Raw genomic sequence first — 13,677 nt, forward strand, 5'->3', positions numbered from 1 at the left:
CGCCAGGATCGACCATGCTCACCGCGTTCCGCACCTTCGCCAAATCCAAATGGGCCGTCGGGCTGCTTGTCGTTCTGGCGCTTGCGCTGCTCGTCACCGGGGGCACCCAGCTGGACGTCCTGGGCAATCTCGGGCCGAAACATGTGGTCACCGCCGGGGACCGCAGCGTCGGTCAGGCCGAGTTCCGCGGCGAGATGGACCGCATCCTGCAGCAGTCCCAGCAGCAGGCCGGACGCGCCCTGACCTTCGAGGAATTGATCGGCGACGGCGGGCTTACCCAATTCCTTCAGCAGCGGTCCCAGCAGCTCGGCTTCCTGAACTGGGCATGGCAGGCCGGCATTCGCCCGGGCAAGGAGCTGGTCCTGCGCCAGCTGCGCCAGGCGCCGGCCTTCTTCGACTCGGTCACCGGCAAGTTCGACGAGAACCTGTACCGGTCCAAACTGGCCGAAAACAATCTCACGGCAGAGATGTTCGAAGCGCAGATGCGCGACCAGTACATCACCCAGCACTACGGCTCGGCGCTCGGCGGCGGCATGCGCCTGCCGCGGATTTACGGCGCGATCCTGGCCAGTCAGGCGCTGGAAACCCGTGACGGGCGCTGGTTCACCGTGACCCAGGCCATGGCCGGAACGGCCGGCGCGCCGACCGACGCCCAGTTGACCGCCTTCATGAACCAGAACGCCGCCGAGCTGCGTCTGCCGGAGTCCCGAACCGCCTCCGTGGTCCTGTTCGACAATCGCGACGCGCCCGCCGCCATTACCGAGGCCCGGATCGAGGAACGGTTCAACTTCCGCCGCGACGCCCTGTCCCTGCCCGAGAAGCGGACCTTCGTGACCCTGACGGCGCCGAACCGCGCCGCCGCGGACCGCATCGCCGGCCGCCTGCGCGCCGGCGAGGCCCCGGCCGCCGTCGCCGCCGCCAACAACATCCAGCCCGCGGACTACGTCGACACGCCGCGCAGCGCCCTGGGCGATCCCGCCATCGCCGCCGCTGTCTTCGGCCTCGCCGCCAATGAGGTCTCGGCCCCGGTCCAGGCCAGCGTCGGCTTCGTGGTCGCCAAGGTGACCGCCATCACCCCGGGCCGCGCCGCGACCCTGGCCGACGTGCGCGAGCAGGTCATTCAGGAACTGCGCGCCGAGGACGCCCGCGCCGCCGTCTACGCCCGCGTCGAGGCCTATGAGAAGGCGCGTCAGGCCGGCAAGACGCTGGACGCCGCCGTGGCCGAGATCGGCGCCCGCGTCATCCAGGTCCCGGCGATCCGTCAGGACGGCAAGCTGCGCAACGGCCAGGACATCAACCCGCCGCTCCCGCCCCAACTGGTCCAGACCATGTGGACGCTTGGCAAGGGCGGTGAGAGCGAAGTCATCGACATGGGCCAGGGCCAGTATTTCGTCGTCCGCGTGGACGAGGTCACGCCCGCCGCCCTGCCGCCGCTGGAGTCGATCCGCGCCCCGCTGGCCCAGCAATGGGTGCTGCGCGAGAACGTCCGTCTGCTGACCACCCGCGCAAACGCACTGGCCGCCCGCGTCCGCGGCGGCGAGGACCTGGCTGCCGTGGCCGCTTCCGCCGGCGCTACGATCCAGACCGGCGCGGGCCTGAACCGCCAGTCCGTGCAGCAATACGGCCAGGGCGTCGTCCAGGGCGTGTTCAGCACCCGTCGCGGCGAGACGTTCTCGCAGCAGAACACCGCCGACAGCTTCGTCATCGGCCGCACCGACCGGATCACGCCCGCCCCGGCCGTTCTGGCCGCGCCGATGGCCGAGCAGTTCCGTCAGCGCATGGCCGGCGACAATGTGAACGCCGTCGGCGAACTGGCCCTCAAGACGGCGGCCGAGCGCTCCAGGGCCCGTTATGACGAGGCCCTGGCCCGCACCGCCCTGGGTCTGCCCGCCGAGGCTCCGGCCGCTCCCGCCGCCGGCGCCCCGGCGCCCGCCCAGGGTCAATGAGCCCGGGAGCCGACGCGGCCGACTTCGCCGACTTCCAGCGAGGCTGGGCCGCCGGCCTTCCCCGTGTCGTCGTCCGCCGGCTGGTCGACGATCTGGAAACGCCCGTCTCGGCCTTCCTGAAGGTCGGATATGGCCGGACCCACGCCTTCCTGCTGGAGTCCGTCGAGGGCGGCGCCGTCAACGGCCGCTATTCGATCATCACCCGTGAGCCCGACGCCGTCTGGCGCTGCCGCGACGGCCGGGCTGAACTGGCGCGCGGCGACGCCATCGCCGGGGACCGGTACACCCCTGAGGACGGCGACGCCCTGGCCTCTCTGCGTGCGCTGATGGCCGCCTCACGCTTCGATCTGCCGGACGAACTGCCGCCGATGGCCGCGGGCCTGTTCGGGGTCTTCGGCTATGACATGGTGCGCCTGCTCGAGCCGCTGGGCCCGCCGAACCCCGATCCGCTGGACCTGCCCGACGCAGTCCTGACCCGCCCCACCCTGGTGGCCATCTTCGATTCCGTCCGCCACGAGATCGTGCTGGTCTCGGCCGCCTATCCCGACGGCGGCGCTGACGCCGAAACGGCCTTCGCGACGGCGGTTCGACGACTGGACGCATTCGAAACCGACCTGCGCACGCCCCTGCCGGCCATTCCCGCAGCGGTCGAGACCACCGTCGCGGACTTCGCCTCGCCGGTCGACGGCGCGGGCTTCGGCGAGCTCGTCGCGCGGGCCAAGGACTACATCGCCGCCGGCGACATCTTTCAGGTCGTGCTCAGCCATCGCTTCGCCGCGCCGTGGAGCGCCGATCCGTTCGCCTTCTACCGCTCGCTGCGTCGCTCGAACCCGTCGCCCTATCTGTTCTTCCTCGACTTCGGCGATTTCCAGCTGGCCGGATCGAGCCCGGAAATCCTCGTCCGGCTCAAGGACGGCCGCGTCACCATCCGCCCGCTGGCCGGCACCCGTCCGCGCGGCGAGACGCCCGAGGCCGACCGGGCCCTCGAGGCCGAACTGCTGGCCGATCCCAAGGAGCGGGCCGAGCATCTGATGCTGCTGGACCTGGGTCGCAATGACGTCGGCCGTGTCGCCGCGCCGGGCACCGTCGAGGTCATCGAGAGCTTCCGCATCGAGCGCTACAGCTCGGTGATGCACATCGTCTCGGAGGTACAGGGCGACGCCGATCCGAAACTGGACGCCGTCGACACCCTGCTGGCCGCACTGCCGGCCGGCACCCTGTCCGGCGCGCCCAAGGTACGGGCGATGGAGATCATCGACGAACTGGAGACGACCAGGCGCGGCGTCGGCTACGGCGGCGGCGTCGGCTATATTTCCGCAGGCGGGGAGGCCGATATCTGCATCGTCCTGCGCACCGCCCTGTTCGCCGACGGCAAGATCCACGTCCAGGCCGGCGCAGGTGTCGTCGCCGACAGTGATCCGGCCGCGGAATACGCCGAGACCCAGGCCAAGGCCCGGGCGCCGATGCGCGCCGCCGAAGACGCCTGGCGCTATCCGTTCGGCAACCGCTAGGGCCGGGTCGAGACCATCGTCTCGTCGAACCGCACGCCCGGCCCCAGCACTACCACGCCCGCCATCAACACCGCCGCCATCGCCGCGAGAGCGGCCGCGCCGAGGGTCGCATAGGGATTGGCCTTGACGGCGACGGGCGTCAGCAGAACGCGGGCTCTGGCGATAGTCTTGTCGGTCATGGCCCGGCTCCCCGTTGGACCGGCCCAGTTCGGGACAGTTTGGTTAACGAAGACTTACGCGCCGATGCGCTTGGCGGGTCGCTCCGCACCCCCTAGAAGCCAGACCATGATCCTGGTCGTCGATAACTACGACAGCTTTACCTACAACCTCGTCCACTACCTGGCGGAGTTGGGCGCGGAGACGCGCGTGGTGCGCAACGACGACCTGACTGCGGCCGAGGCCTGGGCCCTGAAACCCGAGGCGGTGCTTCTGTCGCCCGGCCCCTGCACGCCCAACGAGGCGGGGATCTGCCTGTCCATACTGGACAGCGCCCCGCTGGACATGCCGATCTTCGGCGTCTGCCTGGGCCATCAGGCCATGGGTCAGGCGTTCGGCGGCGAGGTGATCCGCGCCAAGGCCCTGATGCACGGCAAGACCTCGCCCATCGAGCACGCCGGCCAGAGCGTGTTCAAGGGTCTGCCCTCGCCCTTCACCGCCACCCGTTATCACAGCCTCGCGGTCCGCCGCGAAACCCTGCCCGACGTGCTGGACGTCACCGCCTGGACCGCCGACGGCGAGATCATGGGGTTGGCGCACCGCACGCGGCCGATCCACGGCGTCCAGTTCCACCCGGAATCCATCGCCACCGAACACGGCCATGACCTGCTGGCCAACTTCCTCGATCTGGCCAACGTCAGACGCCGGGCGATGGTCTGAATGGCTGAAGGTTTCAAACCCCTGCTGGCCAAACTGGTCGACGGGCGCGTGCTGTCGACCGACGAGGCGCACGCCTTCTTCGCGGCCTGTCTGCGCGGCGAGCCGACGCCGGCCCAGGTCGCCGCCGCCGTCACCGCCCTGCGCATCCGCGGCGAGACGGTCGAGGAGATCGCCGCCTTCGCGACCGCCATGCGCGACGCGGCCCTGAAGCTGGATCATCCCTATGACGTCATCGACACCTGCGGCACGGGCGGCGACGGCCAGCACACCTTCAACATCTCGACGGCCGCTGCCCTGGTTCTGGCCGGCGCGGGGCTGAAGGTCGCCAAGCACGGCAACCGGGCGCTGAGTTCGAAGTCCGGCTCGTCCGACGTGCTCGCCGCCCTCGGCGTCAACCTGGCCGCCAGTCCGGCCCAGCAGCGCCGCTCGCTGGACGACGCCGGCATCGCCTTCCTGTTCGCCCCCGCCTACCACGGCGCCATGCGCCATGTCGGGCCAGTGCGTGCCGAGATCGGTTTCCGTACGGTTTTCAATCTTCTGGGTCCGCTTTCGAACCCGGCGTCTGCAAAGCGACAGATCATGGGCGTCTATGATCCCCGCCTGTTGGAGCCGCTCGCCGAAGTGTTGGGCCGGCTCGGCGCCACGCGCGCCTGGACCGTCCACGGACAGGGGCTCGACGAACTGACCACCACGGGCGAGACGGAGGTGGCGGAGTGGAAGGACGGGACCGTCCGCCGCTTCACCGTCACGCCTGAGGACGCCGGTCTGCCCCGCGCCGACATCGCGGCCCTGCGCGGCGGCGACGCCGAGGAGAACGCCCTGGCCCTGGAGAACCTGCTGGCGGGCGAGAAGAGCGCGTACCGGGACATCGTCCTGCTGAACGCCGCCGCCGCTCTCGTCGTCGCCGACCGCGCCGCAGATCTGAAGGACGGCGCCGCGATCGCCGCCGCCGTCATCGACGAAGGGCGCGCGGCGCAGGCCCTGACCAACCTGGTCGTCGCCACCAATTCGCCCGAGCCGGAAGAAGAGCCGGCGTGAGCGACGTCCTCGCCGGCATCGCCGCCTACAAGCGTGAAGAGGTGGCCGCCCGCAGGGCCGCCGCCTCGCAGGACTCCGTCGAGGCGCTGGCGCGTCAGGCCTCGACCCCGCGCGGTTTCCGCGCCGCCTTGGAACGCCATGTCGAGGAGACCGGCCGCCCCGCCCTGATCGCCGAGATCAAGAAGGCCAGCCCGTCCAAGGGACTGATCCGCGCCGATTTCGACCCGCCGGCCCTCGCCCGCGCCTATGAGCGCGGCGGCGCGCAGTGCCTGTCCGTCCTCACCGACGGTCCCAGCTTCCAGGGCGACGACTCCTTCCTGGCCGCCGCCCGCGACGCGACCGCCCTGCCCTGTTTGCGCAAGGATTTCCTCGTCGATCCCTGGCAGGTCGCCGAGAGCCGGGCGCTGGGCGCCGATTGCATCCTGATCATCCTCGCCATGATCGACGACGCCCTCGCCGCCGAACTGCTGGCCGAGGCCGGGCGCTTCGGGATGGACGCCCTGATCGAGACTCATGACGAGGCCGAAATGGCCCGCGCCTGCAAGCTGGGCGGCGATCTGGTGGGGATCAACAACCGGTCCCTGCGGACGTTCGAGGTCGATCTGGCGGTCACCGAACGCCTCGCCATGCTGAGCCCCGTCCGCGCCCTGCTGGTCGCCGAAAGCGGCATCTTCACCCCGGACGACGTGCAGCGCGTCTCCCACGCCCACGCCCAGGCGATCCTCGTCGGCGAAAGCCTGATGCGTCAGGCGGACGTCGAGGCGGCCACCCGGGCGTTGCTCCGGTAACCGGACCTTAACCGGAACACCTCAGGAACACCTTATGGACGTTTGCGGTTTGTTCCGCTACGTTTCTCACAACGGGATTCGCCTCGAGGACCTCCATGCTCACGCGCAAACAGCACGAACTCCTGATGTTCATCCATGAGCGCATCAAGGAAACGGGCGTCTCTCCCTCGTTCGACGAGATGAAGGAGGCGCTGGATCTGGCGTCCAAATCGGGCATTCACCGCCTGATCACGGCGCTGGAGGAGCGCGGCTTCATCCGCCGTCTGGCCCATCGGGCGCGGGCGCTGGAAGTCACCAAATTGCCGGAACAGGCCACGACCTCGCAGCCGCGCGGTCGCCAGCCCTTCCGCCCCGACGTCATCCAGGGCGGCGGACGGCCGATGGCCGCCGATCCGGCCAATGACACCCGCGAACTGTCCCTGATGGGCAAGATCGCCGCCGGCACGCCCATCGCCGCCATAGAGCACGAAACCGCCCGCTACCCCGTCCCCGAGGCCATGCTGGGCGCGGGCGAGCACTACATGCTCGAGATCGAGGGCGACTCCATGATCGAGGCCGGCATTCTGAACGGCGATCTGGTGGTCATCAAATCGACCGACACCGCCACCTCGGGCGACATCGTCGTGGCCCTGGTCGAGGGCGAGGAAGCCACCCTGAAGCGTCTGCGCAAGAAGGGGGGCTCGATCGCGCTGGAGCCCGCCAACCGCAACTACGAGACCCGCATCTTCGGCCCCGATCAGGTCGAGGTTCAGGGCAAGCTGGTCGGCCTCATCCGCCGCTATCACTGATCTCGTCCCGGATCAGGTCCGGGATGACAAATGCGTCGCCTTGTCATTCCGGAAACGCCATAGCCGTTATCCGGGACGGCTCCACGGCCGGTCGCCGCGCACATCCGCCGACCAGACCGCGCGCCAGCGGCTGGCTGACGCCGGCTCGTCACGCCACAGCTCGACCGCCCCGCCGCGCTTATAGTCGACGCCGTCCAGCACCAGCCGCCCCTTGCATGAGGCCGGCAGGGCCGTCAGGGCCGCGCGCACGCTGACCACCGGGGCCGCGCGGCACAGGGCGTCGACCTGTTCGGGCGTGGGCGGCTTCTGGCCCCACCACATCGCCAGCGGTCCCGCCGCCGGGGCCTCCGGCGCGCAGGAAAACCGCGTGCAGGTCCAGCCCTCCGCCGGACGCTGGACCGGCGCTACGCCGCGCCGCCGGGACCAGACATCGACCGCGAACTGCCGCACCTCGTCCCGCATCACCACCGTCTGACCGGCCTGCACCCAGGACGCATTGGTCCCGCCGTCGCCAATCCAGACATCCGGCGTCGGCGCGCGCGGCCACAGCATGACCGCCGCCGCCAACGGCAGGCCCAGCCAACGTAAAGGCCCCCGCCACAGGCAGCAGAACAGCACGCCCAGGAATGAGATCGGCAGGGCGATGTCCGGCGCGCTGGCCACCGTCCGCACCGCGCCCGGCAGGCCGGCGGTCCATTCGCCGATGGCCAGCATCAGGGCGATCCCCTGCCCCGCAAGCCAAAGGAAGGGCGCCCCCAGCCCCAGCGGCTCCAGCAGGGCGCCCAGCGCCAGCATCGGCATGATCAGAAAGTCCGACACCGGCGCCGAGGCCAGATTGGCGGCCAGCCCGTACATGGCCGTGCGGTTGAAATGCTGCATGGCGAACGGCCCGGTCGCCGCCCCGGCAACGAGGCTGGCCAGGATGGCCGCGCCGAGCCACGTTCCAGCCCGCTGGACGATCAGTATGGGCAGCGGTGCGGAAATCTCCTTCGGCCGCCGGGGCCAGGCCTCGACCAGCGCCACCAGGGCCGCCGTGGCCGCGAACGACATCTGGAAGCCCGGCGTGACGATGGCCTCGGGCTGCAGCAGCAGGACCACGAAGGCCGCGACCGCGAGGGCGTGCATGGTGATCGCCTGCCGGTCCAGAAGGATGGCGAGAAAGGCGATCGACGCCGTGATCGCCGCCCGCTCGGCCGGCGGCGGGGCGCCCGACACGACCAGATAGGTACCCACCGCGAGAAGCCCCGCGACCGCCGCCACCTTCTTGCCGGACACCCGCAGCGCCAGCCACGGCCAGGCCGCGACCAGCAGCCGGATCAGGAAGAAGGCGAAACCGCCGACCACCGCCATATGCAGGCCCGAGATCGACAGGATGTGCGCCAGTCCGGAATCGCGCATAACGTCGACGTCCTCGGGGTCCAGCCAGGCCTCCTGTCCGGTCGTCATGGCCGCGGCGATCCCGCCCGTCCGCGCCCCCAGCCGCGCGACGATCCGCCGGGCCAGATCGAAGCGCATGCCGTTTACCGCCATCGCCGCCCGCACCCGCCACGGCGGCGGGGCGAGATACGCAGCCCGCGTCTCGCCCAGCGAGAAGGCCACGCCGCCCAGGCTCTGGAAGAAGGCGTTGCGGCCGAAGTCATAGGCGCCCGGGCTGGCCGGGGCCGGCGGGGGATTGAGGATGGCGAACAATCGCACCGCCTCGCCCGGCGCCGGGGCCTCGCCCCGGACCGTGGCGCGCAGCCTGACCGGCGTCTGCTCCGGCGTCAGGCCCCGGATGCGCACCGGCGCGATCACCACCCGCGGACCCGCCGAACCCGGGCTGTCGACATCGATCACCCAGCCCTCGACCACGGTCGGCTCGGCCATGGCCGGAGCTATGGGCGCGGTGACGGCGTCGGTGCGCAGCTTCGCGACCGCGACGCCCAGGGCGAAACAGGCCAGCATAAGCAGCGGCAGGGTCCACACTCGACCCAGCGCCAGACGTCGCGCGCACAGCCACAGCCCCACCGCGATCATGGCACCCAGCAGCAGCGGCCAGGCGGCCGGCTCGGTCTTCAGCGCGAAATAGACGGCGCAACCGCCGCCGAACGCGACCGGCGCCCACATCCGCCAGCGCAGGGTCTGGGCCGCCACCTGCTCCAGCAGGAAGGCGCCGGCTCTTTCGGCGAGGCTGGGCTTTGCCGGCGTCGGCGCTATAACGCCCGCCATGACCTCCGCCCCCGTCCCCACGCCAGCCGTCGTCACGCGCTTCGCCCCCTCGCCGACCGGTTCCCTCCACATAGGAGGCGCTCGAACGGCGCTTTTCAACTATTTGTATGCCAAGGGACGCAACGGGAAGTTCCTGGTCCGCGTCGAGGACACCGACCGCGAACGCTCTACCGACGAGGCCGTGAAGGCGATTTTCGATGGCCTCAGCTGGCTGGAGCTGTTCGCGGACGAGGAGCCGGTCTTCCAGTTCAGCCGCGCCGATCGCCACCGCGAGGTCGTCAACGAACTGCTGGAGCGGGGCGCCGCCTACCGCGACTTCACCTCGGCCGAGGAGACCGGCCGCCTGCGGGATCAGGCCAAGGCCGAACGCCGCACCTTCGAATCGCCCTGGCGCGGCCGCGAGCCCTCGGTCGACGACCTCAGCCAGCCGCACGTCGTGCGCTTCCGCCGCCCCCTGCCCGGCCAGGTGACAGTCGAGGATCAGGTGCAGGGCGCGGTCAGCTGGTCCAATGACGACCTGGACGACCTGGTCCTGCTGCGCTCGGACGGCGCGCCGACCTATAATCTGGCGGTAGTGGTCGACGACCACGACATGGGGGTGACCCACGTCATCCGCGGCGACGATCACCTGAACAACGCCGCCCGCCAGAGCCTGATCTATGACGCCCTGGACTGGCCGCGTCCGAGCTTCGCCCACATCCCCCTGATCCACGGCCCGGACGGCGCCAAGCTTTCCAAGCGGCACGGGGCCCAGGCGGTGCACGAATACGCCGAGATGGGCTACCTGCCCGAGGCCATGCGCAACTATCTGGCGCGTCTGGGCTGGGCCCACGGCGACGATGAACTGTTCAACGACGCCCAGGCGCTGGAATGGTTTGACCTGACCGGCGTCGGCAAGGCGCCGGCCCGGCTGGACTTCGACAAACTGGCCCACGTCAACGCCCACTGGATCCGGCTGGCCGACGACGACCGGCTGGCCAAGATGACGCTCGACGTCCATCTGGCCCGCGGCCACGTCCTGGGCCCGGACGACGAGGCCCGGCTGCTGAAGGCCATGCCGTTCGTAAAGGACCGGGCGAAGACCGTGCTGGAGCTGGCCGACCAGACAGCCTTCGTCCTGCGTCCCCGACCGCTGAAAATCTACGAAAAGGGCCTGCCGATGCTGGCCGGCGAATCTGGCGAACGCATCGCCCGCCTGCGCGACCGGCTGAAACTGTTCGCGAGCTGGGACGTCTTCGCGCTCGAGGCCGAGTTGAAGGCTTTCGCCGAGGAAGAGGCCGTCGGCTTCGGCAAGATCGGTCCGGCCGTGCGCGCCGCCTTGACGGGTGACGGCGTCTCGCCTGACATCGCGAAAACTCTGGCCGCTTTGGGGCGTGAAGAAAGCCTCGGGCGCTTGGATGATGCGCTGCAACAGACTATCTGAGAATTCATCAGACCGTGGATTGCGCCTTCTCCGCGCCGGTCTCCGCCAAATCCCCAGGGGCTTCAATGACTGAACAAGCCAAACCCGCCGGCTCGGCGACCCTCACCTTCCGCGACAAAAGCGTCGATCTTCCGGTCCTGTCGGGCTCCACGGGCCCCGACGTAATCGACATCCGCAAGCTGTACGGCGCCACCGAGGCCTTCACCTACGATCCCGGCTTCACCTCGACCGCCGCCTGCGAAAGCGCTCTGACCTTCATCGACGGCGATGTCGGCACCCTGCTCCACCGCGGCTATCCGATCGACCAGCTGGCGTCGCAGTCCAACTTCATCGAAGTCTGCCACCTGCTGCTGCACGGTGAGCTTCCGACCGCCTCGGAATATGAAGCCTTCGAGCGCAACATCACCATGCACACCATGCTGCATGCGCAGTTCGACCGCTTCTTCGAAGGCTTCCGCCGCGACGCCCACCCGATGGCGATCATGGTCGGCACCGTCGGCGCCCTGTCGGCCTTCTATCACGACAGCCTGGACATCCATGATCCGGTCCAGCGCAATATCTCGGCCATCCGCCTGATCGCCAAGATGCCGACGATCGCGGCCCGCGCCTATAAATACCACATCGGCCAACCCTTCATCTCGCCGCGCAACGATCTGAGCTACGCCGAGAATTTCCTGCGCATGTGCTTCGCCGTTCCGGCCGAGGACTATGTGGTCAATCCGGTGCTGGCCAAGGCCATGGACCGCATCTTCATCCTGCACGCCGATCATGAGCAGAACGCCTCGACCTCGACCGTCCGTCTGGCCGGTTCGTCGGGCGCCAACCCCTTCGCCTGTATCGCCGCCGGCATCGCCTGCCTGTGGGGACCCAGCCATGGGGGCGCCAATGAAGAGGCGCTGAACATGCTCAAGGAGATCGGCTCCCCGGAAAGGATCCCGGAGTTCATCGAAGGCGTGAAGGCCAAGAAATACAAGCTGATGGGCTTCGGCCATCGCGTGTACAAAAACTACGACCCGCGCGCCAGGGTGATGAAGGAGAGCGCCGACGAAGTGCTGGCCGCCGTCGGCGACCCGAACGACCCGCTGTTCCAGGTCGCCAAGGAACTGGAGCGAATCGCCCTGTCGGACGAGTACTTCATCGAGCGCAAACTGTTCCCCAACGTCGACTTCTACTCGGGCATCACCCTGTCGGCCATGGGCTTCCCGACGTCGATGTTCACCGTGCTGTTCTCGCTGGCGCGCACCGTCGGCTGGATCGCCCAGTGGCAGGAAATGATGGCCGACCCCGGTCAGAAAATCGGTCGCCCGCGCCAGCTCTACACAGGTCCCACCGAGCGGGACTACGTACCGGTCAGCAAGCGCGGCTGAATGACGCCGGACGCTTTGGTCAAACCGGCGGCGCCTTGCAGAAACGGTCTATGAAGGCCTGATGCGTCGGCATCTCGGACGCGGCATGGGCGACCATGTCGCGATACCGCTCCATACGCGTCTGGATCTTGGCGGCGTCGTGCGTGTTCGCGAGCGGATCGTGGCCGCGAGGCCGAATGCCCTGGCCCAGCATGACGGCGACCCAGTTGGTCTCCGAAAAAAGCTCCTCGTCCTCGCGGAAGAAGCGGCCCTGACTCCGGAACAGGGCCAGTTTTCGGCTCAGGGTTTCCGGGATGTCCATGGTCCGGACATGGTCCCAAAGCGGGGCGTCGTCGCGTGTCGTCGCGTGGTAGTGCAGGATGACGAAATCCCGAACCCGTTCGTACTCGGTCGCCGTCTGACGGTTGTACTCGTCGATCTGACAGGAATCGAAGGACTGGTCCGGGAAAAGCGCCAGTAGCCGCATCACGCCCGTCTGGATCATGTGAATGCTGGTGGATTCCAGAGGTTCGAGGAACCCCCCGGCCAGACCCAGGGCGACGCAGTTCCTTATCCAGGAACGGCGACGACGACCGGCAGTGAAGCGCAGCGTACGCGGCTCTGCGAGAAGTTCTCCGTCGAGATTGGCCAGCAGGACGGCGGTCGCCTCGTCCTCGCTGATGAACCGGCTGCAATGGACGTAACCGTTGCCCACCCGGTGCTGCAGTCCGATCCGCCATTGCCACCCGGCCTCGCGGGCGGTCGATCGGGTGAAGGGTTCGGGCGGAGTGGATCGCGCGCTTGGCGCCGCCACGGCGCGGTCGCACGGCAACCAGTGCGACCAGTCATCAAAGCCTGCGTCCAGCGTCTGTTCGATCAGCAGGCCGCGGAAGCCCGAGCAGTCGATGAACAGGTCGGCTTCGACAATGTCGCCGGACTGGAGTCGGACCCCCTGTATAAAGCCGTCGAGCGGCCGCTGAAGAACCTCGACGACCCGGCCTTCCTGACGGACCACTCCACGGGCCTCGGCGTAGGTCCTGAGAAAGCCGGCGTAGAGCGAGGCGTCGAAGTGAAACGCGTACGCCAGCATCGACAGTATGTTGCGCGGATCTTCGACCGGTCGGAAGAATTTTCCGGCGCGCGCCGCGGCGGCGGGCAATGAGTAGAGCTCTATCGAGCCCGGATCACTCAGCTCCCGCTGCCGCAGCCAATGCTGGTGGAACGGCGTATCATCGAAATCAACGCCGAAACGTCCAAAGGGATGATGATACACGTCCCCGATCGCCCCCCAGTCGCGCAATTCGATGCCCAGCTTGAAGGTCGCCTGGGTCGCGCGAACAAAGTCGTTTTCGTCGACGCCGAGGAATTTGTTGTAGTTGAGGATGGGCGGGATCGTCGCCTCACCGACCCCTACCGTGCTGATCTCGTCGGATTCCACCAGGGTGATCCGAACCGTCTTTCCCAATTTGCGGGCGAGAGCTGCGGCGGCCATCCAGCCGGCCGTGCCGCCGCCGATGACAGCGATCGTTTGGATCGGTTGCTGCGTCATCCTCAGAGCGTAGCGACTGATGGTCGGAACTCAAGGGAAGGGCTCTCCCGACGGGACTTCCCGGAGCAACCTCGGCCGGGTCGTCGCGCGGCGGAAACCGTCAGCGGCCCGATCCGGAATGTGAGCCGTCTTCGCCGGTTCTTTTCGCTGGACGCCATTGCCTCATCGGCATTCATGGGTGAGGCTTCCGCCCTGCCTTGCGCG

General features: G+C 68.7%; 11 protein-coding genes. 8 read left to right on the forward strand and 3 right to left on the reverse strand.

The annotated features are described in order from the left end of the window. The first annotated feature begins 14 nt into the window (after window positions 1–14). Together BrevBR_RS00180 and trpE are read left to right on the forward strand one after the other, a co-directional pair. Window positions 15–1,946: a peptidylprolyl isomerase gene (locus BrevBR_RS00180; RefSeq protein ID WP_339999575.1), complete on the forward strand. Its 1,932-nt coding sequence runs from the start codon at window positions 15–17 to the stop codon at window positions 1,944–1,946. Beyond that, entirely contained in the window at window positions 1,943–3,457 is a 1,515-nt protein-coding gene (gene trpE, locus BrevBR_RS00185; protein ID WP_339999576.1) for an anthranilate synthase component I, read from the forward strand. The genes BrevBR_RS00180 and trpE overlap by 4 nt, the downstream gene beginning before the upstream one ends. On the opposite strand, the gene BrevBR_RS00190 is transcribed toward trpE, so the two are convergent. After that, on the reverse strand, window positions 3,454–3,636 hold the full coding sequence (locus BrevBR_RS00190; RefSeq protein ID WP_332639585.1) for a peptidoglycan-binding protein: 183 nt from the start codon (window positions 3,634–3,636) through the stop codon (window positions 3,454–3,456). The two genes, trpE and BrevBR_RS00190, sit on opposite strands and share 4 nt — an antisense overlap. A gap of 106 nt (window positions 3,637–3,742) precedes the next feature. Here BrevBR_RS00190 and BrevBR_RS00195 point away from each other — a divergent pair, with 106 nt between their 5' ends. The 4 genes from BrevBR_RS00195 to lexA all read left to right on the forward strand — a co-directional run bounded on the left by BrevBR_RS00195 (window position 3,743) and on the right by lexA (window position 6,947). Then, complete coding sequence (locus BrevBR_RS00195; RefSeq protein ID WP_332639584.1) at window positions 3,743–4,333, forward strand: anthranilate synthase component II; 591 nt, start codon at window positions 3,743–3,745, stop codon at window positions 4,331–4,333. Next, the gene (gene trpD, locus BrevBR_RS00200) at window positions 4,334–5,371 is read left to right on the forward strand and encodes an anthranilate phosphoribosyltransferase (RefSeq protein WP_339999577.1); all 1,038 of its coding nucleotides are present in this window, start codon (window positions 4,334–4,336) and stop codon (window positions 5,369–5,371) included. Then, window positions 5,368–6,159, forward strand: coding sequence for an indole-3-glycerol phosphate synthase TrpC (gene trpC / locus BrevBR_RS00205; RefSeq protein WP_339999578.1), 792 nt, complete (start codon window positions 5,368–5,370; stop codon window positions 6,157–6,159). Before trpD ends, trpC begins: the two co-directional genes overlap by 4 nt. Window positions 6,160–6,254: 95 nt before the next feature. Beyond that, window positions 6,255–6,947: a transcriptional repressor LexA gene (lexA, locus tag BrevBR_RS00210; protein ID WP_332639581.1), complete on the forward strand. Its 693-nt coding sequence runs from the start codon at window positions 6,255–6,257 to the stop codon at window positions 6,945–6,947. 66 nt (window positions 6,948–7,013) lie between these two features. Here lexA and BrevBR_RS00215 read toward each other — a convergent pair whose 3' ends face one another. Next, window positions 7,014–9,155 (reverse strand): ComEC/Rec2 family competence protein, encoded by a 2,142-nt coding sequence (locus tag BrevBR_RS00215; protein ID WP_339999579.1) that lies wholly within the window; start codon window positions 9,153–9,155, stop codon window positions 7,014–7,016. Here BrevBR_RS00215 and gltX point away from each other — a divergent pair. Further along, window positions 9,154–10,578 (forward strand): glutamate--tRNA ligase, encoded by a 1,425-nt coding sequence (gltX, locus tag BrevBR_RS00220; RefSeq protein WP_332639579.1) that lies wholly within the window; start codon window positions 9,154–9,156, stop codon window positions 10,576–10,578. The genes BrevBR_RS00215 and gltX overlap by 2 nt on opposite strands. A gap of 65 nt (window positions 10,579–10,643) precedes the next feature. Beyond that, entirely contained in the window at window positions 10,644–11,945 is a 1,302-nt protein-coding gene (gltA, locus tag BrevBR_RS00225; RefSeq protein ID WP_332639578.1) for a citrate synthase, read from the forward strand. Window positions 11,946–11,964: 19 nt separating this feature from the next. On the opposite strand, the gene BrevBR_RS00230 is transcribed toward gltA, so the two are convergent. Continuing rightward, a complete protein-coding gene (locus tag BrevBR_RS00230) occupies window positions 11,965–13,473 on the reverse strand; it encodes a tryptophan halogenase family protein (protein WP_339999580.1) in 1,509 nt (502 codons plus the stop codon). Window positions 13,474–13,677: the final 204 nt, after the last annotated feature.

Source organism: Brevundimonas sp. BR2-1 (genome assembly GCF_037626195.1).
Taxonomy (GTDB): domain Bacteria; phylum Pseudomonadota; class Alphaproteobacteria; order Caulobacterales; family Caulobacteraceae; genus Brevundimonas.

Coding starts and splice junctions, on each gene's coding strand:
- BrevBR_RS00180 (WP_339999575.1), top strand. CDS start 15: ATGCTCACCGCGTTCCGCACCTTCGCCAAATCCAAATGGGCCGTCGGG.
- trpE (WP_339999576.1), top strand. CDS start 1,943: ATGAGCCCGGGAGCCGACGCGGCCGACTTCGCCGACTTCCAGCGAGGC.
- BrevBR_RS00190 (WP_332639585.1), bottom strand. CDS start 3,636: ATGACCGACAAGACTATCGCCAGAGCCCGCGTTCTGCTGACGCCCGTC.
- BrevBR_RS00195 (WP_332639584.1), top strand. CDS start 3,743: ATGATCCTGGTCGTCGATAACTACGACAGCTTTACCTACAACCTCGTC.
- trpD (WP_339999577.1), top strand. CDS start 4,334: ATGGCTGAAGGTTTCAAACCCCTGCTGGCCAAACTGGTCGACGGGCGC.
- lexA (WP_332639581.1), top strand. CDS start 6,255: ATGCTCACGCGCAAACAGCACGAACTCCTGATGTTCATCCATGAGCGC.
- gltX (WP_332639579.1), top strand. CDS start 9,154: ATGACCTCCGCCCCCGTCCCCACGCCAGCCGTCGTCACGCGCTTCGCC.
- BrevBR_RS00215 (WP_339999579.1), bottom strand. CDS start 9,155: ATGGCGGGCGTTATAGCGCCGACGCCGGCAAAGCCCAGCCTCGCCGAA.
- gltA (WP_332639578.1), top strand. CDS start 10,644: ATGACTGAACAAGCCAAACCCGCCGGCTCGGCGACCCTCACCTTCCGC.
- BrevBR_RS00230 (WP_339999580.1), bottom strand. CDS start 13,473: ATGACGCAGCAACCGATCCAAACGATCGCTGTCATCGGCGGCGGCACG.